This is a genomic window from Agromyces ramosus, from assembly GCF_030817175.1.
GTDB classification, from domain to species: domain Bacteria; phylum Actinomycetota; class Actinomycetes; order Actinomycetales; family Microbacteriaceae; genus Agromyces; species Agromyces ramosus_A.
Genome location: NZ_JAUSYY010000001.1, coordinates 989,522 through 1,010,770, shown reverse-complemented (window position 1 = coordinate 1,010,770; position 21,249 = coordinate 989,522). Strand labels below are relative to the sequence as shown.

The following is a 21,249-nucleotide window of genomic DNA, read 5'->3' as shown; positions in this document are numbered from 1 at the left end:
GCTCGTTACACTCGACGGGTGAGCTGGAGCGCCGAACCCGAATGGACCGAGGAGGTCCCTTGGGACCCCGACGAGTTCGCACCGCCGCCTGACGACGAGTTCGCACCGCCGGCGCCCGCCGAATGGACGGCGCCGGCACCGGTCGGGGCGGGCGCAGCGCCGTCGCAAGCTCCGGTCCGAGGCATCCCCGCCGCGCCGCGTTTCGCCACGGCAGCCGAGGCGCTCCACACGGTCTTCGGCTACGACAGCTTCCGTGGTGAGCAGGCCGAGATCATCGACCAGGTCGTCGGCGGTGGCGACGCCGTGGTGCTCATGCCCACCGGCGGCGGCAAGAGCCTCTGCTACCAGATCCCCTCACTCCTTCGCGAGGGCACGGGCGTCGTCGTGTCGCCGCTCATCGCGCTCATGCACGACCAGGTCGATGCGCTCGTGCGCAACGGCGTGCGCGCCGCGTACCTCAACTCGAGCCAGCAGCCGACCGAGCGTGCCGCGGTCGAGCGCGCCTACCTCGCGGGCGAGCTCGACCTGCTCTACATCGCCCCCGAGCGCCTCAACTCCGAGCCGGTCAAGCGATTCCTCGAGGGTGGTCGCGTGGCGCTCTTCGCCATCGACGAGGCGCACTGCGTCGCCCAGTGGGGCCATGACTTCCGCCCCGACTACCTCGCGCTCTCCGACCTCGCCGACCGCTGGCCCGACGTGCCGCGCATCGCGCTCACAGCGACCGCCACCGATGCCACCCACCGTGAGATCACGTCGCGACTCTCGCTCGAAGGCGCGAAGCACTTCGTGTCGAGCTTCGACCGGCCGAACATCCAGTACCGCATCGCACCCAAGATCGAGGTGCGCAAACAGCTCCTCGACTTCGTGCGCAGCGAGGGCGTCGACGCTGCGGGTACGCCGGTCTCGGGCATCGTCTACGCGCTGTCCCGCGCGAGCACCGAGAAGCTCGCCGCATTCCTCGCTGCCAACGGCGTGAACGCGCTGCCGTACCACGCCGGGCTCGATGCGGGACTCCGTCGACGCACGCAAGAGCGGTTCCTCCGCGAAGACGGCGTCGTCATCGTCGCGACGATCGCGTTCGGCATGGGCATCGACAAGCCCGATGTGCGGTTCGTCGCCCACGTCGACCTTCCGAAGTCGGTCGAGGGCTACTACCAGGAGACCGGCCGCGCGGGCCGTGACGGCGCGCCGGCGACAGCGTGGCTCGCGTACGGCCTGCAAGATGTCGTGCAACAGCGTCGCATGATCGACGAGAGCCCCGGCGACCTCGCGCACCGCCGTCGCCTCGCGCAGCATCTCGACGCGATGCTCGCGCTCTGCGAGACGGTGCAGTGCCGGCGGCAGAACCTCCTCGGCTACTTCGGGCAGCCGAGCGAACCGTGCGGCAACTGCGACACGTGCCTCGAGCCACCGGCCTCCTGGGACGGCACCGTTCCCGCGCAGAAGCTCATGTCGACGATCGTGCGCCTGCAGCGCGAGCGCCGGCAGAAGTTCGGTGCCGGGCACCTGATCGACATCCTCCGCGGCAAAGAGACGCCCCGCGTCCGCCAGTACGACCATGATGCACTCGCCACGTGGTCGATCGGCGGCGACCTCAGCGAGCAGCAATGGCGGGGCGTCGTGCGCCAGCTGCTCGCGCAGGGACTGCTCGCCACGCACGGCGAGTACGGCACCCTCACCGTCACCGACGAGGCATCCGCCGTGCTCTCGGGCGCCCGCAGCGTCATGCTGCGCACCGAACCCGAGCGCGTTGGCCGATCGCGCGGAGCGAAGGCGGCGTCCGTCGCGGCCGACCTCGAGCCGGTCCAGGCCGAGCTCTTCGAGCAGCTGCGCGCCTGGCGCGCCGGCGAGGCGCGCGAACAGGGCGTGCCGGCCTACATCGTGTTCGGCGATGCGACGCTGCGCGCCGTCGCAGTCGCGCGTCCGGCGAGCCTCGCCGACCTCGACGGCATTACCGGCATCGGCGCGAAGAAGCTCGAAGCCTATGGTGAGGCGCTGCTCGCGGTCGTCGCCGCGGCCTGATCCGCGAGCGGGTCGAACCCGGTTCGGATGCTTCGTGCGCGAGATACGCGCGCAATCCGCCCTCCGGCCGCTAGCATCAGCCTTGAAGTCGCCGCACGGCGCGGCGAAGATGCGGGGGGCATCTCATGTCTGAAGTTTCAGTTCGGCCGGCCGGAGTCACGGTCGTGGCCGTGGTGGCGTGGATCTCGGGAGCACTCGAGATCCTCGGCGGCATCATCCTGCTCTTCCAAGCCGGCGACGAATCCGTCGCCGCGGCGTTCGGTGGCTCCGGTGGGTTGTGGGCCGCCGCGATCGGATCGATCATCATCGGCATCGTCATCGTCGTGGTCGCGTTCGGCCTGCTCCGCGGCAACACGGCGGCCCGCATGATCGTGACGGTCGTCGAGGTGCTGTCGATCATCGGCTCGCTCTTCCTCGCGTTCGCCTATCTCGGTTCGGCAGTCGGCGAATGGGCGGGCATCGTGGTGTCCCTCATCGTGCTGCTCCTCCTCTGGACGCGCCGCGCCAGCGCGTTCTTCAACAGCTGATGACCTCGCAACCGGAGCAGCGCATGCGTGCGACCCGCCCAGGCGGCGTGACGCTCGTCGCCGTGCTCACCTGGATCTCCGGTCTGCTCGACGTGCTCGGCGGCACGATCCTGCTCTTCCAGACGAGCGTCGCTGCGACCGTCGAGCAGTTCGGCGGCGCGAGCCAGCTGATCGCCTCGGCGATCTTCACGATCGCCGTCGGCGTCGTGGTCCTCGCGATCGCGGGTGGACTGCTGCGGGGAAGTCCGACCGCACGCGTGGTGGTCACCGTCTTCCAGGTGCTCTCGATCGTCAGCGGCGTGTTCCTCGCGATCGCCTATCCGGCGGGCGCGATCGGGGAGTACATCGGCATCGCGTTCGCCCTCGTCATCATCGCGCTGCTCTGGAGCGGGCGGGCGAACGCGTTCTTCCGGCGCTGAGCCGGCGCGACGCATGGGGGGCGCGCGCGGATGACGCCGCCGAGCCCGCCCCCGCCGCCCGCGCCCATCGAGGAGGAACCTCCCGAGACGGCAGTCCGCGCGCCATCGACCGCCTCGCCCGTGTTGTGGACAGTCCAACGTTGTGCGAGCCGGGTTTGTAGGGTAGCGACACACGCTCGTGACCCGCCGCGCGCCGGTTTGTAGGCCCTGAACGCCTCATTTCCGGGCGACGGTGGGGCGTCTTACGTTGGAATGACGCGCACACCGCACACGAAGGACGAGACACCGACGATGGTTGACACGGCATCACGCACGACTGCGAAGCAGAGCCACGCGCGCGAGCGTTCGGCAGAGACGACGACTCCGAAGCAGACCCGCACCGCGGCATCCGCCCCCGCCCCCGTCGCGAACCGCGATCGCGACCTCACCGGAGCGAACGGCTCGAGGGTCGATATCGCTGCGCTCGGGCGCCAGCTGCTCGGCACCTGGGCCGACATCCGCATCGCCGCGCGCAAGCGCGCCGCGAACCCCGAGCTGCAGCGCATCGATGGCCAGTCGATGGAGGAGCACCGCGAGCGCGTGCTCGGCCAGCTCAAGCTCCTGGTCGGCGACGGCGCCGTGCACCGGGCCTTCCCGTCGTCGCTCGGCGGTCATGACGACCACGGCGGCAACATCGCCGGGTTCGAGGAGCTCGTCCTCGCCGATCCGAGCCTGCAGATCAAGGCGGGCGTGCAGTGGGGCCTCTTCGGTGCGGCGGTGCTGCACCTCGGCACCGAGTACCACCACACGACCTTCCTCCCCGACATCATGTCGCTCAAGGTGCCGGGCGCGTTCGCGATGACCGAGACAGGTCACGGCTCGGATGTCGCGGCCATCGGCACGACCGCGACCTACGACGAGGCCAAGCAGCAGTTCGTCATCAACACCCCGTTCCGCGGAGCGTGGAAGGACTACCTCGGCAACGCCGCGGTGCACGGCACGGCCGCCGTGGTCTTCGCGCAGCTCATCACCAAGGGCGTGAACCACGGCGTCCACGCGTTCTACGTGCCGCTCCGCAACACCAAGGGCGGGTTCCTGAAGGGCATCGGCGGCGAAGACGACGGGCTGAAGGGCGGCCTGAACGGCATCGACAACGGGCGTCTCCACTTCACGAATGTGCGCGTGCCGCGCGCGAACCTGCTGAACCGCTACGGCTCGGTCGCCGAAGACGGCACGTACTCGAGCCCCATCGCAAGCCCCGGCCGCCGCTTCTTCACGATGCTCGGCACACTCGTGCAGGGCCGCGTCTCTCTCGATGGCGCTGCGACGAATGCGGCCGCGATGGCCCTCGCCATCGCGATCACCTACGGCAACCAGCGCCGTCAGTTCAACGCAGGCAGCGACACCGACGAAGAGGTGCTGCTCGACTACCAGCGTCACCAGCGCCGGCTGCTGCCCAAGCTCGCCACGACCTACGCGCAGATCTTCGCCCACGACGAGTTCCTCGTGAAGTTCGACGCCGTGTTCTCGGGCGAGAGCGACACCGACGACGACCGCCAGGACCTCGAGACCATGGCAGCCGCGCTGAAGCCGCTCTCGACGTGGCACGCCCTCGAGACGCTGCAGGAGGCACGCGAGGCGAGCGGCGGCGCGGGCTTCCTCGCCGAGAACCGAATGGTCGGCCTCCGCCAAGACCTCGACATCTACGTCACCTTCGAGGGCGACAACAACGTGCTGCTGCAGCTCGTTGCCAAGCGCCTGCTCACCGACTACTCCAAGCAGTTCGCGAAGGCCGGCGCCGGCGTCATGGCCCGCTACGTCGTGCAGCAGACGGCCGACCGTGCGTACCACGGCACGGGCCTGCGTCGGGTCGCCCAGACGATCGCCGACTTCGGCTCGACCGCGCGGTCGGTGACCTCGCTTCGCGATGAGAACACGCAGCGCGAGCTGCTCACCGACCGGGTCGAGGAGATGATCGCCGAGATCGCCGGCCGCCTCCGCGAGGCTCGCAAGTTGCCGAAGGCCGAAGCCGCCGCGGTGTTCAACCGCAACCAGAACGAGCTCATCGAAGCGGCTCGTGCGCACGCCGAGCTGCTGCAGTGGGAGGCGTTCACGCGCGGTCTGGCGAACACGTCCGACCCGGGCACGAAGCAGGTGCTCACCTGGATGCGTGACCTCTTCGGTCTGGGCCTGCTTGAGAAGCACCTCGCCTGGTACCTCATCCACGGACGACTCTCGCCCCAGCGCGCACAGGCGGTGTCGGCGTACATCGACCGCCTGGTCGAGCGGCTCCGCCCGCACGCGCAGGATCTCGTCGACGCGTTCGGCTACGCTCCCGAGCACCTTCGCGCGAAGATCGCGTCGGGTGCCGAGCAGCAGCGCCAAGACGAGGCACGTGCGTACTACGCGGCCCAGCGCGCGGCCGGCACGCTGCCCGTGCCCGAGAAGTCGAAAAAGTAGGCGCTCGCATCCGAGCGCACGAAGGCCGGGCAGCTGCTGGGGTGCCCGGCCTTCGTCGTCGCAGCGTCCGTCCTCGTGGCCCGGGCCGCGGTCAGCGCCGCAGGCGCCGATAGGCGGCGGTCGCGAGCGGCAGGAACACCGCGGTGAGCACGAGCGGCCAGACGGATGCCGCGAGCACCGCGTTCTCGGCGAGCCATCCACTCGTCGTGCCCGTGGGATTGCCGAACAGCTCGCGCGCCGCCGTCGCGGTGGCGGAGACGGGGTTCCACTCGGCGATGGCCCCGAGCCATCCGGGCATCGTCTCGGCCGAGACGAAGACCGTCGAGAGGAACCCGACCGGCCACACGAGCACCTGTACGGCGGTGGTCGCCCCGGGGCCGCTGAATCGCAGGCCGAGGAAGATGCCGAGCCAGAGCATCGCGAAGCGGAGCCAGAGCAGCAGCACGATGGCGAGCGCGATCTCGGCGGGGCCCGTGGTGGGGCGCCAGCCGATGAGCAGGCCGCCGAGCATCAGCACGGCGAGGCTCAGCGCCGACGACGCGAGGTCGGCGATCGCCCGGCCGAGGGCCACGGACGCGCTCGCGATGGGGAGTGAACGGAATCGGTCGGTGATGCCCCGCTTCGCGTCCTCTGCCATCGCGGTCATCGTCGTCTCGAGTCCGAACAGCATCGTGAGCGCGAACATGCCCGGGAGCAGGTAGGCGATGTAGTCGCCCCCGCCGGGCACGTCGATCGCGCCGCCGAACAGGAAGCCGAACAGCAGGATCAGCATGATGTTGAACGCGAGTCCGAAGATGATGCCCCAGGGCTCGCGCACCCAGTGCAGCGCGTCGCGCCCCGCAATGAGCCATCCCTCGCGGAGGGCGTTCGGCCGGCGATCGCGGAGGCTCGTCGTCGAGGTGATCGTGGGCGTGGTCATCGTGCCTCCTGTGGTGCGGTGGGTGCCGTGGGTTCGGTCTGGCCGGTTGGTGCGCCGATGGGCTCGGTCGTTGCGACGGAGGTTGCAGCCTCCGCTGTCGCCCGCCCGGTGAGGTGCAGGAACACCTCGTCGAGCGACGGGCGCCGCAGGGCCAAGTCGTCGACGTTGATGCCGGCGGCATCGAGCTCGCGCACGATCGGCGCGAGCGCCTTCGCGCCGTCGGGCACCTCGACGGTGATCGTGCGGGTGTCGTGATCGGCGGATGCCTCGGCGCGCGCCGCCCGCCCGATGACCCGTGCGGCCTCGGAGAGCTGCGCTGCATCGGCGATGACCGCGTCGACCCGGTCGCCGCCGAGCCGGCGCTTCAGCATGGCGGGGGTACCCTCGGCGATGACACGGCCGTGCTCCATGACCGAGATGCGGTCGGCGAGCTGGTCGGCCTCGTCGAGGTATTGGGTGGTGAGCAGCACGGTCGTGCCGGCGGCGGCGATCTCGCGCACGGCCTGCCAGACGGTGGCGCGCCCGCGCGGGTCGAGGCCGGTGGTCGGCTCGTCGAGGAACAGGATGGCCGGCGTGAGCACGAGGCTCGCGGCGATGTCGAGGCGCCGCCGCATGCCACCCGAGAATCCGGAGACAGCGCGGTCGGCGGCATCCGTGAGCTCGAATGCCTCGATGAGCTCACCTGCCCGGCGCCGCGCGCTCGACTTCGACAGTCCGCTGAGGCGAGCGAAGAGCACGAGGTTCTGCGTGGCGGTCAGGGCCTCGTCGACGGCGTGGAACTGGCCGACGAGGCCGATGCGCTCGCGAACGGCGGCCGGGTGGCGGCGCACATCGATGCCGTCGATCATCGCGCTGCCGTCGTCGATCGCCGTGAGGGTGGTGAGGCAGCGGACGGCGGTGGTCTTGCCGGCGCCGTTCGGGCCGAGGAGACCGTGCACGGCGCCGGGGTGCGATCTCGAGATCGAATCCGGCGAGCGCGTCGGCGCGGCCGTAGCGCTTGCGAAGGCCGGCCGCGCGGAGCGCCGCGGTGCCGGGTGTGCGGGATGGTCGGGACGGTCGGGATGGGGTGGTGGCGGGAGTCATCGCTCTCCTTCAACGTACTCTGTACGGAATTATTCCTGCTTACCGTACACCATACGGAGAATGTAGGCTAGCGCGCATGGCGGGAGAATCCACCGGGCGCGGCGAGCCCGATCGCACGCTCAGGCTCCTGTGGCGCGCGCGGCTCGGCGAGCTGACCGGTTCCCGCGGACCGAAGCAGCGCTCGAGCGTCGACGAAGTGGTGAACGCCGCGATCCAGCTCGCCGATGAAGAGGGCGTCGACGCCCTCTCGATGCGGCGCATCGCCGACCGGCTCGGCCTGAAGCCGATGTCGGTCTACACCTACGTGCCGGGCAAGGCCGAGCTCATCGACCTCATGGTCGACCAGGTGGCGGGCGAGGTGGAGCTGCCCCCGCTCGAGGGGTCGCTGCGCGAGCGGCTGTCGGGCATCGCCCGCCTGCAGTGGCAGGAGTACCTGCGGCATCCGTGGCTGCTCTCGATCGACACGAGCAGGCCGCCCCTCGGGCCGAACGTCTCCGATCACTGGGAGTGGTGTCTGCGCGCGATCGACGGCCTCGGGCTCGCCGACCTCGACATGGATCGCATCATCACGCTCCTGCTCGGCTTCGTGTCGGGTCCGGCGCGCGCCTACGTCGACGCCGAGCGGTTGCGAGCCTCCACCGAGGAGTCCGACGTCGAGTGGTGGGATCGAAACGCCCCGCTCCTCGAGCAGATCATGGACGGCCAGCGGTACCCCGTCTCGGGCCGCGTGGGCCAGGCCGCCGGCGAGGCGTATCAGGCGCCGGGCAATCCCGCCGATGCCTTCGAGTTCGGGCTCGAACGCGTCATCGACGGCATCACGGCGTACGTCGCCACCGCGGCTGCCGATCGCGCCGACTGACCGACGAAGCCGGCTACTCCGCCGGCGGCTTCATGAGGGCGCCCGCAGCGAGGCCCACCGCGACGCCCGCCGCCAGCCACAACCAGAACCCGGTCCACAGGCTGATGCCGACGCCCACGAGCACGCCCATGACGAGACCGACGATCAGTTGCTTGCGTCGTGCGGGGGACATCGGTTCAGCCATGCGACCAGCCTAGATCGATGCCTTGCGCGCGGCGCGCCACGGGCTCACAGCAGGCCGAGTGCGCGAACCGCTTCGCGCTCCTCCTCGAGCTCGGCGACGGACGCCGCAATGCGTTCCGCGGCGAACGCATCGACCTCGAGCCCCTGCCTGATGTGCCAGGCGCCACCGGTCGACTCGACCGGGAATGAGCAGACGAGCCCCTCCGGCACGCCATACGAGCCGTCGGAGACGACCGCGGCGCTGGTCCAGCCCTCGGGTGTTCCGGCGACCCAGTCGCGCACGTGGTCGATCGTCGCGCTCGCCGCCGAGGCGACCGAGGACGACCCGCGGACCTCGATGATCTCGGCGCCACGCTTGGCGACCCGAGGGATGAAGTCGTCGACGAGCCATTCGCGCGCGCCGTCGACGCCGCCGAAGCGCGCCGCGAGCAGCGCGGGCACGGGGTCACCGGCCGCCGTGGCGTGCGCGACGTCGGGGAACTGCGTCGCCGAGTGGTTGCCCCAGATCGTGACGCCGCGGAGGTCGCCCACGGGGGTGTCGACCGCCATGGCCAGCTGCCCGAGCGCTCGGTTGTGGTCGAGGCGGGTGAGCGCGGTGAATCGATCGGACGGGACATCCGGAGCGTGCGCAGCCGCGATGAGCGCGTTCGTGTTCGCCGGGTTGCCGACCACGACGACGCGGACGTCGTCGGCGGCGCCCGCGTTGATGGCCTCGCCCTGCGGGCCGAAGATGCCGCCGTTCGCGGCGAGCAGATCGCCGCGCTCCATGCCCGCCGTGCGGGGCCGCGCGCCGACGAGCAGCGCGACGTTCGCCCCGGCGAAGGCGGCCTTCGGATCGTCGTAGACCTCGACGTGCGAGAGCAGCGGGAATGCGGAGTCCTGCAGCTCGAGCGCCGCACCCTCGGCGGCGCGAACGCCCTGTGGGATCTCGAGCAGGTTCAGACGCATCGGCGCGTCGGGCCCGAGCATGGCGCCCGAGGCGATGCGGAACAGGAGGGCGTATCCGATCTGGCCGCCGGCGCCCGTGAGCGTGACGGTGATCGGCTTCTTCGCGGCCATATCTCGAGCCTAATCGCCGTCGGGAACACGTGGGGCGGATGCCTCGGCGCACGTGACTGGGGCAACCGTGCGCGTGGCGCGGGCGCCCGGCATCCGCGGACTCGCTACCGTGGGTCCATGAGAGACCTGTATCCCGAGATCGAGCCGCTCGAGACCGGCATGCTCGACGTCGGCGACGGGCAGCACATCTACTGGGAGATCTCGGGCAATCTCGAGGGCAAGCCTGCGGTGTTCCTGCACGGCGGCCCGGGCGGTGCCACGTCGTCGGTGCACCGGCGTCTCTTCGATCCCGAGCACTACCGCATCGTGCTGTTCGACCAGCGAGGCTGCGGACTCTCGATCCCGCACGCGAGCGAGCCCGGTGCTGACCTCTCGGCGAACACCTCGTGGCATCTCGTCGCCGACATGGAGCGGCTGCGCGAGCATCTCAGCATCGACCGCTGGCTCGTGTTCGGCGGCTCGTGGGGGAGTGCGCTCGGCCTCGCCTACGCCGAGACGCACCCCGAGCGCGTGACCGAGCTCGTGCTGCGCGGAATCTTCACCCTGCGCCGACAGGAGCTCGACTGGTTCTACGAGGGCGGTGCCGCGGCGATCTACCCCGACCTCTGGGAGGACTTCATCGCGCCGATCCCACTGCTCGACCGGGCCCACCTCATCGAGGCATACGGGCGGCTGCTCGCGGACCCGAACCCCGAGGTGCACCAGAGCGCAGCCATCGCGTGGTCGCGCTGGGAGTCGTCGACGATCACGCTGCTGCCGCAGGCGGACACCATCGCGCGCTTCACGGAGCCCGAGTACGCGACGGCGTTCGCGCGCATCGAGAACCACTACTTCCGCCACGGCGGCTGGTGGGACGACGGGCAGCTCATCCGCGACGCCAGCCGCCTCCGCGGTATTCCCGCCGTCATCGTGCAGGGGCGCTACGACATGTGCACACCGGTGATGACCGCGTGGGACCTGCACCGAGCGTGGCCCGAGGCCGACCTGCGGATCATCGGCGATGCCGGGCACGCGTTCGACGAGCCGGGGATCCTCGATGCGCTCATCGATGCGACCGATCGGTTCGCGCGCGCGCCTGATCCGCGGGAAGAGCCGGAACCGCGGAATGAGCCCGAAGCGCGCCAAGAGCCGGAGAACACCGAAGACCCGGATGCCCCCGGTGAACGGGGCGGTGACGAGCATTACCACAGCGACGACGACGACGTCGATGCCCAGACGCCGTCTCACGAGGCGGAGTAGCGTCGTCGCATGACGTTCAACCCGAACGCGAACATCAGTGGTGGCAAGGCATCCAAGCGCGGTCGCAACACCGGCATCGCCGTCGGCGGCGGTGTGGGCGTGCTCGCGCTCTTCCTGCTGTCGCAGTTCCTCGGCGTCGACCTGACCGGCCTCGTCGGCGGCGGGCAGCAGCCGGCCGCGAGCGACTCGTCGCTCGAGCAGTGTCGCACCGGTGCAGACGCGAACGAGAATGTCGAGTGCCGCATGAAGGGCGCCTCAGCCTCGCTCGAACGATACTGGGCGGCCGAGTCGACCGAACTCGGGTTCGACTACGTCGGCCCGAACGACCTCATCCTCTTCGACCAGGCCACGACCACCGGCTGCGGCAACGCCTCATCGGCCACGGGTCCGTTCTACTGCCCGCCCGACCAGACGATCTACATCGACGTGAGCTTCTACGATGAGCTGCGCGGACGGTTCGGCTCGTCGGGAGGCCCGCTCGCCGAGATGTACGTGATCGCGCACGAGTGGGGACATCACGTGCAGAGCGTGCTCGGCATCCTCGAGTCGACGCAGGACGGCCAGACGGGACCGGCGTCGAACGCCGTGCGGGTCGAACTGCAGGCCGACTGCTTCGCCGGCGCCTGGACGGCGAATGCGTCGCAGGTGCCCGACGAGAGCGGGGTGCCGTTCCTCCAACCGATCACCGAGGCGCAGTACCGCGATGCGCTGAGTGCAGCGGCATCGGTCGGCGACGACCGCATCCAGGAGGCCACCCAGGGCCAGGTCGACCCGCACTCGTTCACGCACGGAACGAGCGAGCAGCGCACCGCCTGGTTCAAGGTCGGGTACGAGCAGGGCGCCGACGCGTGCGACACCCTGAACATCCCGGCCGAGAACCTCTGAGCAGTTCGTCGGCGAACGCGCGTCATGATCGAGCCTCACGTGCGTCTCTTCAATGAAGGCGCTCGAACCCGGCGCCCGGAGGTGCGACGGGAGACCCGAGATGCGACGACGCGAGACGTTTATTGCCCATCGTGAGTTCTTTCACGCGGTGACGATCGACGAGACGGTCGTGCTTGCCTGCACGTGCAGGCGTGGGGCCGATCACTGGTACGGCGAGCCGATGCGCGCATCTGACCACCTCTCGAACGACCCTGCGTCGCCCGAGGTCGCCACCGGCGGCGCCATCGACGGCATCGCCGCCGGCACGACCGCCATCGTCAGTTCGCTCAGCCGATCGCGGCGACGATCGCCTGGCCCAGCTGCACAGGCTTCGTGAACTGCGGCCAGTGACCCGTGGGCAGGTCGACGTACTCGACGTTCTTGACCTTCGCGAGCTCTCGCGTGAACGGGCTGCCGGCTGAGATCCACTCGGTGAGCAGCGCACTCGGGAACTCGCACGCGATGACCGTGACCGGCACGTCGTAGCGTCGCTCGTCGGTGAGCGTCATCTGGTCGTATGCCACGCCGGCGGGCTCGGGGATCGCCCGGGCGCGGAACGCCGAGCGCAGTGCTTCGTCGAGATCGACGAGATCTTCGTCGGTGAACAGCTCCCATGCGGGCAGCGGGATCTCTTCACCCTCGGTGGGAAGCTCGTCGTTGATGGAGTCGCCCTCGGCGAGCGGCCCGGCGTCGACATAGACGACGCGTGCAATGCGATCGGGTCGAGCGTCGGCCACCCCGTGGGCGATGGCGCCGCCACCCGAGTGGCCGACGAGCACGGGCCGGCCGGGCAGCGAGTCGACCACGGCGACCACCGCGGCGATGTGGTCGCGCAGGCCGATGCCGGATCGGTCGGCGTCGACCGACTCGAGCCCGGGAAGGGTCAGTGCGTGGACGGTGTGCCCGGCCGCCTCGAGCTCGGGTGTCACCTGCTGCCACGAGGTCGCGTCGAGCCAGAAACCGGGGATGAGGATGACGTCCATGCTCCGACGGTATCGATGGCCGCCGACACCGGGAGCGGCGCGGCGGTGGTCGGCCGGGCAGATCCCCTCAGGCGGCCACGGGCCGTGGGGTGCGGCGCGTCCCCGCGGTCGCGAGCACGACGATGCCGGCCGCGAGCACCGCGAGTCCCGCGATCGACCCGGCCGAGAGTGTCTCGCCGAGCAGCGCCACGCCGAGGATCCCGGCGGTGAGCGGCTCCGCCAGGGTCAGGGTCGAGACCGTGGCCGGTGCGAGGCCCGCGAGCCCCGCACCGAAGAGCACATACGCGAGCGTCGTGGTGACGAGGCCGAGCCAGAGCGCCATCGCGAGGCCCTCGGGAGTGGTGAGCCACGAGGCATCCGTCATCGCGAGCACGGGCACGCTCACCACGGCGGCCGTGCCGAAGAGCGCGCCCATGCTGCTGGTCGAAGTCCACCCGCGGTCGAGCAGGGCCTTCGCCGCGAGCGTGTAGACGGCGTACGACGCGCCCGCGCCGAGCGAGGCGAGCAGTCCGAGCGGGTCGGGAGACGAGCCACCCACGCCGCCCGCTGCGTCCACGGCGCCCGCACCGCTCGCCGCCGCGAGGATCGCAACCCCGACGGTTGCGACCGCGGTGGCGACGGCCCACCGGTGACCCGGATATCGCCGCTGCAGCGCCCAGTCGAGGCCGCCGGTGATCACGGGCGCCGACCCGAGGGCGACAACCGTGCCCGCCGCCACGCCATTCGCGGCGGTGCCGGCGAAGAAGGTCGGCTGGTACGCGAGCACGCCGGCAGCGCCGAGGGCGACGAGGAGCCAGGCCGGCAGCGGATGCCGCGTGGCGACGCCGGACGCCGGTGCGACGGATGTCCCGGTCGCATCGCGCCGGCGCCCGGCGAAGTGGAGGAGCACGGCGACGAGCGCAAGCGCACCGCCGCCGATGACGATGCGTGCCGAGCCGACCGAGGCGGCACTCGCCTCGGGGCCGAGCGCCTGCGCCGTGCCGGTGGTGCCGAAGCACACGGCGGCGAGGAGCACGGCGACCACGAAACGCATGCCATATTGTTACACAATCCATCGACTGCCGGGTCCGGTGACCTGAGGGCTGCCTCGCTCGCGCCGACGACCCGCCCGAGGCCGGTAGGCTCGCGGATGTCCCGGGCGCGGTGCGGCAACGATGCCGCCCGCCACGCGACATCCGTGACCCGAAACGGAAGGACTCCTGTGCGCGCCGTGCTCTTCAACGCCTTCGGTGAGACACCCGAACTCGTGGAGGTGCCGGAGCCCGAGTGTCCGCCGCGCGGCGCCGTCATCCGGGTGCGGGCGACCGGGGTGTGCCGCAGCGACTGGCACGCCTGGATGGGTCACGACGACACCGTCTCGCTGCCGCACGTGCCTGGCCACGAGTTCGCCGGCGAGATCGCGGCGATCGGCTCCGAGGTGGGCGCCGACTCGGGCTGGGGCGTCGGCGATCGCGTCACCGCTCCGTTCATCTGCGCGTGCGGTCGCTGCGACGAGTGCCGCTCTGGCAACGAGCAGGTCTGCGACGAGCAGTCGCAGCCGGGCTTCACGCACTGGGGCTCGTTCGCCGAGTACGTGGCCATCGACGAGGCGGAGCTGAACCTCATCCGCCTGCCCGACTCGCTCGGGTTCGTCGAGGCTGCGTCGCTCGGCTGCCGCTTCGCGACGGCCTACCGCGCCATCATGTCGCGAAGCCGCCTGGCGACCGGTGAGCAGATCGCGGTGCACGGATGCGGCGGCGTCGGCCTCTCGGCGATCATGATCGCCGTCGCCGCCGGGGTGAAGGTCTACGGGGTCGACGTCTCCGACGGGGCGCTCGCAGCGGCCGAGAAGCTCGGCGCCGTCCCCGTGCGCGGCGGCGAGGGCGCGGCGGAGCGCATCCTCGAGGCATCCGGTGGCGGTGTGGATGTCTCGATCGACGCGTTCGGCAGCACCGAGACGTCGTTCTCCTCGGTGCGCAGCCTGAAGAAGCGCGGGCGGCACGTGCAGGTCGGCCTCATGGTCGGCGACTCGGCGCTCGCCGCGATGCCGATGGACGCGGTGATCGCGGGGGAGCTCGAGATTCTCGGCAGCCATGGCATGGCCGCGCACGAGTATCCCTTCATGCTGAGTGCGGTCGCCTCCGGCGACTTCCGGCCCATCGAGCTCGTCGGCCGTCGCATCACGCTCGACCAGGTGCCGAAGGCGCTCGCGTCGATGGGCAAGGCCGGTGGTGCGGGCTCCGGCATGACGGTCGTCGAGCTCTAGACGGCGTCTCAGCGCACTCGTCGCGATGCCGGCGCCCGGTGTGAGCCCCGAAGCGGGGGAGCGGGCTCTCTTGCGGTGGGGTATGGGCCCGGCGGTATGCTGAACCCGAGACATCCTCAGGATGCCGTACGGGTGGGGGGCCGCCGATGGCGAAGATGCTGGCTGCGCGCGTGAACGATTCCGGAGGCGCAGGGGGTCGATCGCGATCGCGGTTGATCGCGTTCGTCGCGGCGGTCGCCGCAGTGCTTGCAACGCTCGTCGTCGGCCCGCTCGCGCCCGCTGCCGCGGTCGAGGTGCCCAGTGGCACGTTCCAGACGATCTCGTCCGGACTGGCGATCAACGGCGACTTGACGTCGACCGGGAACGGCCTCTTGACGTGCCCGACGTCGACGGCGTGCACCGCCTTGCATCAGGGCGGCGGTACGAACAACACCGTCAGCATGAACTACGTCGACGTGGATGCCGACCCGTCGACCTTCAACAGCTCCTCGGCGACGCTGACGATCCCCGCCGGTGCGACGCTCGCGCATGCGTGGTTGATGTGGGAGGCGATGTCGGGCACCTGTCTGGGCGCCGGGTCGGGTTGGATCCAGGCGACCGAGGAGGCCGTCCGCGCCAACACCCCGTTGCTTTCAGTGAACGGCGGGGCCTACCAGAACGTCGGACTGGCGGACTTCACGTCGAGGGTGGCTCCGGTGCTCAATGCGGCCACGGATGTCACGACTGAGCTTTCCGGGTTGAGTGGCGGGAGCCATCTCATCACCATGGCGAACCTGGTCGGCACGCAGGGCCTCGGCTGCGTGGCCGGCTGGTCGCTCCATGTCGCCTACGACTACGGGGCGTTCATCCCGGGCAACCCCGACTCGGCACTCCGCTTGGCGTACACCGGGTTCGGCAGTGCGGTCGTGGTCGACACCAACCGCACGGTCACCTTCTCGGGGTTCCAGACGAACGCGCAGGGTGCGACATTCCTGATCACGGCGACCGACGGCGAGGCCCCGGCCGGAGACTCCACGACGGCGATCTGGCCGGGCGGCTCCCAGGTGCTCCCGAACCCGAGCGGTGTCCTCAACAACGCCTTCAATTCGTTCATGCCGGGTGCGGACTCGTTCGTGCCCGCGATTCCCGACGCGACGTTCCGCAACGGCAGCATGGACACATACAAGACCACGGCCTCCAACCTGCCCAGCGGTTCGACGTCGGTGGACTTCCGGTTCAACAGTCCCCAGGCGACCGACGGCTTCTACGCGCACTCGGTGTCGATGTCGATTCCGGCGGCCCAGGTGCGGGTCGAGAAGCTGCCGGCCACCGGCACGACTGACACCCAGATCGCTGCACCCGGAGTGGCGCCGCAGTTCCGGATCGTGGTGCACAACGACTCCTCGGTCGAACTGACGGGTGCCACGGTGACCGACGCGAACGCCGTCGCCTGCTCGCTCAACGGCGTGCCACTCGTTCAGACCGGCGATGACTTCGCGCTCGGCACGGTGGCAGCCGGGGCGGACGTCACCGTGCTCTGCACGGGGCCCGTCGTGGTCGACGGCGATGCGGGCTACGTCAACACCGCGACGATCAACGCGGTCGACCCCCAGGGTGGCCCGGTGTCCGACACCGACACCAGCATCGTCCTCATCCCGCAACTGATCGTGACGAAGTCGGTGAATCCCCCTGCCGTGCAGGAGGGCGAGACCGTCACGTGGACGGTCGTCGCGCTGAACGACGGCACCACGTCGATGCGGAACGTGGTCGCGACCGATGACAACTGCACGCTCTCGGCGCCGACCGGAAATGGTGCACCCAACCTGTTGGCTCCGGGGGATTCCTGGACGTACACCTGCACAGCGGTGGTGCGCGCTGACACGACGAACACCGCCACCGTGACCGCCGACACCTTCGTCAAGGTGGGCGACGACGAGGTCGTGGGCGCGCCGGTGTCGGCGTCGGACGATGCGGTCGTGACGGTGACGCCGGCGCCGCCGGCGAGTGCGACGCTGACGAAGACTGCCAACCCGCCGGTCGTGGTCGAGGGTGGGACGGTGACCTGGACGATCGTGGTGCTCAACGATGGCCAGCAGGACCTGCGCGACGTGGTCGTCACCGACGCTGACTGCACGGGCACACTGAGCGCGCCGGCGGGGCCGGGTGCGCCGACGGTGTTGGCGGTCGGCGACTCGTGGACGTACACCTGTGCGGAGGCGGTCCAGGTCGCCAAGACGAACACCGCTTCCGTGACGGCGACGCCGTTCCGGGTGGTGAACGGGGTCGACGTCGAGGACGACCAGGTCTCCGATGAGGGTGAAGCATCGGTCGCAGTGACCGCGCCGGTGCCGAGCGTGTCGGTGACGAAGTCGGTGGATCGTCCCGCGGTGTCTTCCGGTGAGACGGTGACATGGACGATGGTCGTCCTCAACGACGGTGCCCAGGATCTTCGGGATGTCACCCTGTCCGACGTGGGCTGCACCGGAACGGTCAGCACGCCGGTCGGGCCCGGGGTCGACGTCGGCGTCCTCGCCCAGGGCGACGCGTGGACCTACACCTGTTCGGAGGTGGTGACGGCCGACAAGACGAATGCCGCGACCGTGGTCGCAACGCCCTTCCGCACCGTGGATGGCGAAGAGGTCGAAAGCCCCCCGGTCAGCGACACCGACGACGAGTTCGTCGACGTCGCGCCGGTGCCAGTGCCGCACGTGACGCTGACGAAGACCGCCGACGAGCCGACCCTGCTCGACGGCGACACCGTCAACTGGACCATCGTGGCGCTCAACGACGGCGAGACCTCGGTGCGGAACGTGGTCGTCACCGACACCGACTGCGCCGGCACGCTCAGCGCCCCAGCCGGTCCCGGCGCTGCGACCGGCACGCTCGCCGCGGGCGATTCGTGGACCTACACCTGCGCCGAGCCCGTCACCGCCGACAAGACCAACACCGCGAGCGTCACCGTCACCCCGTTCCGCAGTATCGACGGGGTCGACACCGACATGCCCGAGGTCGGCGCCGAGGGCGAGGCGACCGTCACCGTGACCACCCCGGTGTCGAGCGTCACCCTCACGAAGACGGCCGACCAGCCCGTCGTTGTCGAGGGTGACACCGTGACGTGGACCATCATCGTCGCCAACGACGGCGAGCTGGACCTCCGCGAGGTCGTCGTGACCGACACGAACTGCAGCGGCACGCTGAACGGCCCGGCCGGGCCCGGCGCCGACACTGGCGTCCTCAGTCACGGCGACTCCTGGACCTACACGTGTGCCGAACCCGTCGACACGAACACGACCAACACCGCAACCGTCGACGCCATCCCGTTCCGTACCTCGAACACCGGCACCGACGTTCCCGCACCCCCGATCGACGCTGAGGGTGAGGCGACGGTGGAGGTCACCGCACCGGTCGCGCACCTCAGCGTGACGAAGACCGTGGACGACCCCGTCGCAGTCGCCGGCGAGGAGATCACCTGGACGATCACCGTCATGAACGACGGCGACCAGGATGTGCGCGACGTCGTCGTCACCGACACGAACTGCACCGGCACGGTCGGCGCGCCGACCGGCCCGGGAACGGACACCGGCGTGCTCGCCCAGGGCGACACGTGGATCTACACCTGCAGTGAACCGGCCACCGCCGACAAGACGAACACCGCCGACGTGAGTGCGACCCCGTTCCGCTTCGTCGACGGCGTCGAGATCGTCGGCGACCCGCTCATCGCCGAGGGCACGGCCGTCGTCGAGGTCGACCCGGCACCCGTGCCCGTGCCCGCCGTCCCGGCCGGCGGCGGCAGCGGCTCCCTCTCGGCTTCCGGCACCGAACCGGCCCCTTGGATCATCCTCGGGGCGCTCCTCATCGTCATCGGTGCCCTCGCCACCAGACGACACGCGGCGAGGCGGCCGTGATCAGCCGCTCTCGGGCCGCAGTAGTCCGTTCCAGAAGTTCATTGCATCCGAAGAGGTACGTGACGGTATGCTGCGATGAAGCATCCTCAGTAGTCGTGACGGTCGGGGGGCCATGATGACGAAGACGCCGCGTCCGGAATTCCGTGACTCGGGTACCGCCAGGGGGAGAAGAAGCTCGCGGGCGAGCACCTTCCTCGCGGTCGCCGCCGCGGTGCTCGCGGCGCTCGTCGTCGGTCCGGCGTCACCGGTCGCGGCGGAAGAGGTGCCGAGCGGCACCTTCCAGTCGATCACGTCCGGGTTGATCATCAATGGCGACCTCACGTCGACCGGAAACGGTCTGCTGTCGTGCGTCACGACGACACCGGCTTGCACCGCACTGCATCAGGGCACGGGTACGAACAACACCGTCGTCATGGGGAACGTCGACACGGATTCCGACCCATCGACGTTCAACAGCACGACGGGCACGTTGACGATACCGGCGGGCGCGACCGTCGCGCACGCCTGGTTGATGTGGGACGCGATGGCCGGGGCGTGCCTCACCACTGACATCGTCGTCCAGGCGACCGAGGCTGAGGTGCGGGCGAACACGCCGGTGCTGTCGGTCAATGGCGCGGCCTACCAGAACGTGGGCTTGGCCGACTACACCTCGATGGTGCCCATCGGCGGGCCTCTCGGCTCGGTGATCAACGCGGCGACGGATGTCACGGCCGAGCTCTCGGCGTTGGGCGGCGGTGCGCATCAGATCACCGTGGGCAACATCCTCGGCTCGCAGGGCGGTGGCTGTTCGGTCGGCTGGTCGCTGCACGTGGCCTACGACTACGGGGCGTTCGTCCCGGGCAACCCCGACTCGGCATTGCGAGCGGTTTCCACCAGCTTCGGCAGTGCAGTGGTCGTCGGCACGACTCGCACCGTCACCTTCGACGGGTTCGAGACGAACGCGCAGGGGGCGACGTTCCTGATCACGGCGTCCGATGGCGAGGCGCCCGCCGGCGACACGACGACGGCCGTCTGGCCCGGCGGCTCCGACGTGCTGCCGAACCCGACCGGTGCACTCAACAACGCCTTCAACTCGTTCATGCCCGGTGCCAACTCGTTCGTGCCGGCGATTCCCGACGCGACCTTCCACAACGGCAATTTCGACACGTACAAGACCACGTCGGCCAACCTGCCCGTCGGATCGACCTCGGTGGACTTCCGGTTCAACAGTCCGCCGGCCACTGACGGCTTCTTCGCCCATTCGGTGTCGATGTCGATCCCGGTCGCACAGGTGCGGGTGACGAAGCTGCCCGCTACCGGCACTGCCGACGGGCAGGTCACCGCCGTGGGCGAGGCACCGGAGTTCCGCATCGTGATCAACAACGATTCTTCGGTGGAGCTCTTGAACGCCGTCGTGACCGACGCGAACGCGGTGGCGTGCACGTTGGACGGGGCGCCGCTGGTGCAGACCGGCGACGACTTCGCCGTGGGCACCGTGGCCGCAGGGGCGGAGTTGACGGTGCTCTGCGAGGGGCCCGTCGTGGCCGAAGGCGACGCGAACTACACCAATACGGCCTCGGTCACAGCGACCGACCCTCAGGGAACTCCGGTCACCGACTCGGACACGAGCGAAGTGTTCATCCCCCATGCGACGTTGACGAAGTCCGTGGATCAGCCGGTCGTCGACCCGGGCACGTCGGTCGTCTGGACGGTCGTGGTCCTCAACGACGGCGGCACACCGTTGCGGAACCTGGTGGTGACCGATCCCAACTGCACGCTCGGTGCTCCGACGGGCCCGGGTGCGCCTGATGTCCTGGCCCAAGGGGACTCCTGGACCTACACCTGCTCGGAGCCGGTCAACAGTGACACGACCAACACCGCCACCGTCGTGGCCGACTCGTTCGCCACGGTCGGGAACGAGGAAGTGACGGGCTCCCAGGTGACCTCGTCGGACGACGCGGTGGTCACTGTCAACGGGCCGACGGCGCACGTCACCCTGACGAAGACCGTGGACATCCCGGTGGCAGAGGTCGGTGAGACCATCACCTGGACCATCCTGGTGCTCAACGACGGCGACCAGGACCTTCGCGACGTCGTCGTCACCGATACCGACTGCACGGGCACGTTGAGTGATCCGACAGGCCCGGGAGTGGACATCGGGGTGCTCGCGCAGGATGACACCTGGACGTACACCTGCACCGAACCGGCGACCGTCGACAAGACGAATGAAGCGAGCGTGACCGCCGTCCCGTTCCGCATCGTCGACGGTGAGGAGATCGTCGGCCCGTCGGTCAGCTCCGAGGACACGGCCGATGTGGTCGTCGAGCCGACACCGACGCAACCGCCGGCCTCGCAACCGCCGGCCGGCGCGCTCTCGAAGACGGGTGTCGACCTCACGCCCTGGATCGCGACGGGGCTGCTCCTGATCTCGGCCGGCGCGATGTTCTCACTCGTCAGACGGCGCACGATTCGAGGTTGACGGTCG

General features: G+C 69.9%; 15 protein-coding genes and 1 pseudogene. 10 read left to right on the top strand and 6 right to left on the bottom strand.

Going from position 1 to position 21,249, the window contains the following annotated elements:
• Positions 1 to 18 precede the first annotated feature (18 nt).
• From recQ to QFZ26_RS04745, 4 genes are all read left to right on the top strand, one after another.
• On the top strand, positions 19 to 2,022 hold the full coding sequence (gene recQ, locus QFZ26_RS04760; RefSeq protein ID WP_307039747.1) for a DNA helicase RecQ: 2,004 nt from the start codon (positions 19 to 21) through the stop codon (positions 2,020 to 2,022).
• Between the two features lie 125 nt (positions 2,023 to 2,147).
• The gene (locus QFZ26_RS04755) at positions 2,148 to 2,549 is read left to right on the top strand and encodes a DUF7144 family membrane protein (RefSeq protein WP_307039745.1); all 402 of its coding nucleotides are present in this window, start codon (positions 2,148 to 2,150) and stop codon (positions 2,547 to 2,549) included.
• On the top strand, positions 2,549 to 2,968 hold the full coding sequence (locus tag QFZ26_RS04750; protein WP_307039743.1) for a DUF7144 family membrane protein: 420 nt from the start codon (positions 2,549 to 2,551) through the stop codon (positions 2,966 to 2,968). The genes QFZ26_RS04755 and QFZ26_RS04750 overlap by 1 nt, the downstream gene beginning before the upstream one ends.
• A 291-nt stretch (positions 2,969 to 3,259) precedes the next feature.
• Positions 3,260 to 5,407: an acyl-CoA dehydrogenase family protein gene (locus tag QFZ26_RS04745; RefSeq protein WP_307039741.1), complete on the top strand. Its 2,148-nt coding sequence runs from the start codon at positions 3,260 to 3,262 to the stop codon at positions 5,405 to 5,407.
• 91 nt (positions 5,408 to 5,498) lie between these two features.
• On the opposite strand, the gene QFZ26_RS04740 is transcribed toward QFZ26_RS04745, so the two are convergent.
• Together QFZ26_RS04740 and QFZ26_RS04735 are read right to left on the bottom strand one after the other, a co-directional pair.
• Positions 5,499 to 6,326: an ABC transporter permease gene (locus QFZ26_RS04740; protein ID WP_307039740.1), complete on the bottom strand. Its 828-nt coding sequence runs from the start codon at positions 6,324 to 6,326 to the stop codon at positions 5,499 to 5,501.
• On the bottom strand, positions 6,323 to 7,264 hold the full coding sequence (locus QFZ26_RS04735; protein WP_307039738.1) for an ATP-binding cassette domain-containing protein: 942 nt from the start codon (positions 7,262 to 7,264) through the stop codon (positions 6,323 to 6,325). The genes QFZ26_RS04740 and QFZ26_RS04735 overlap by 4 nt, the downstream gene beginning before the upstream one ends.
• Positions 7,265 to 7,485: 221 nt before the next feature.
• On the opposite strand from QFZ26_RS04735, the gene QFZ26_RS04730 reads away from it, so the two are divergent.
• Positions 7,486 to 8,268 carry a TetR/AcrR family transcriptional regulator gene (locus QFZ26_RS04730; protein WP_307039735.1) on the top strand — a complete coding sequence of 261 codons (783 nt, stop codon included), beginning with the start codon at positions 7,486 to 7,488 and terminating at the stop codon, positions 8,266 to 8,268.
• Between the two features lie 13 nt (positions 8,269 to 8,281).
• Here the strand turns inward: QFZ26_RS04730 and QFZ26_RS04725 are convergent, their stop codons facing one another.
• Together QFZ26_RS04725 and QFZ26_RS04720 are read right to left on the bottom strand one after the other, a co-directional pair.
• Positions 8,282 to 8,452, bottom strand: a complete 171-nt coding sequence (locus QFZ26_RS04725) for an HPP family protein (protein ID WP_307039734.1) — start codon at positions 8,450 to 8,452, stop codon at positions 8,282 to 8,284.
• 44 nt (positions 8,453 to 8,496) lie between these two features.
• Positions 8,497 to 9,510, bottom strand: a complete 1,014-nt coding sequence (locus QFZ26_RS04720; RefSeq protein ID WP_307039732.1) for a malate dehydrogenase — start codon at positions 9,508 to 9,510, stop codon at positions 8,497 to 8,499.
• A 117-nt stretch (positions 9,511 to 9,627) separates the two neighbouring features.
• Between QFZ26_RS04720 and pip the strand changes: the two are divergent.
• Positions 9,628 to 10,578: pseudogene (pip, locus tag QFZ26_RS04715) on the top strand (prolyl aminopeptidase); the annotation flags it as partial.
• Positions 10,579 to 10,758: 180 nt separating this feature from the next.
• Complete coding sequence (gene ypfJ, locus QFZ26_RS04710; RefSeq protein ID WP_307039730.1) at positions 10,759 to 11,634, top strand: KPN_02809 family neutral zinc metallopeptidase; 876 nt, start codon at positions 10,759 to 10,761, stop codon at positions 11,632 to 11,634.
• Positions 11,635 to 11,960: 326 nt separating this feature from the next.
• Here the strand turns inward: ypfJ and QFZ26_RS04705 are convergent, their stop codons facing one another.
• On the bottom strand, positions 11,961 to 12,656 hold the full coding sequence (locus tag QFZ26_RS04705) for an alpha/beta fold hydrolase (protein WP_307039728.1): 696 nt from the start codon (positions 12,654 to 12,656) through the stop codon (positions 11,961 to 11,963).
• A gap of 67 nt (positions 12,657 to 12,723) precedes the next feature.
• On the bottom strand, positions 12,724 to 13,689 hold the full coding sequence (locus QFZ26_RS04700; RefSeq protein ID WP_307039727.1) for an EamA family transporter: 966 nt from the start codon (positions 13,687 to 13,689) through the stop codon (positions 12,724 to 12,726).
• Between the two features lie 168 nt (positions 13,690 to 13,857).
• Here QFZ26_RS04700 and QFZ26_RS04695 point away from each other — a divergent pair, with 168 nt between their 5' ends.
• The 3 genes from QFZ26_RS04695 to QFZ26_RS04685 all read left to right on the top strand — a co-directional run bounded on the left by QFZ26_RS04695 (position 13,858) and on the right by QFZ26_RS04685 (position 21,243).
• Complete coding sequence (locus QFZ26_RS04695; RefSeq protein WP_307039725.1) at positions 13,858 to 14,901, top strand: zinc-dependent alcohol dehydrogenase family protein; 1,044 nt, start codon at positions 13,858 to 13,860, stop codon at positions 14,899 to 14,901.
• Between the two features lie 212 nt (positions 14,902 to 15,113).
• Positions 15,114 to 18,785, top strand: coding sequence for a DUF7507 domain-containing protein (locus QFZ26_RS04690; protein ID WP_307039723.1), 3,672 nt, complete (start codon positions 15,114 to 15,116; stop codon positions 18,783 to 18,785).
• Between the two features lie 112 nt (positions 18,786 to 18,897).
• Complete coding sequence (locus QFZ26_RS04685; RefSeq protein ID WP_307039721.1) at positions 18,898 to 21,243, top strand: DUF7507 domain-containing protein; 2,346 nt, start codon at positions 18,898 to 18,900, stop codon at positions 21,241 to 21,243.
• Positions 21,244 to 21,249 lie beyond the last annotated feature (6 nt).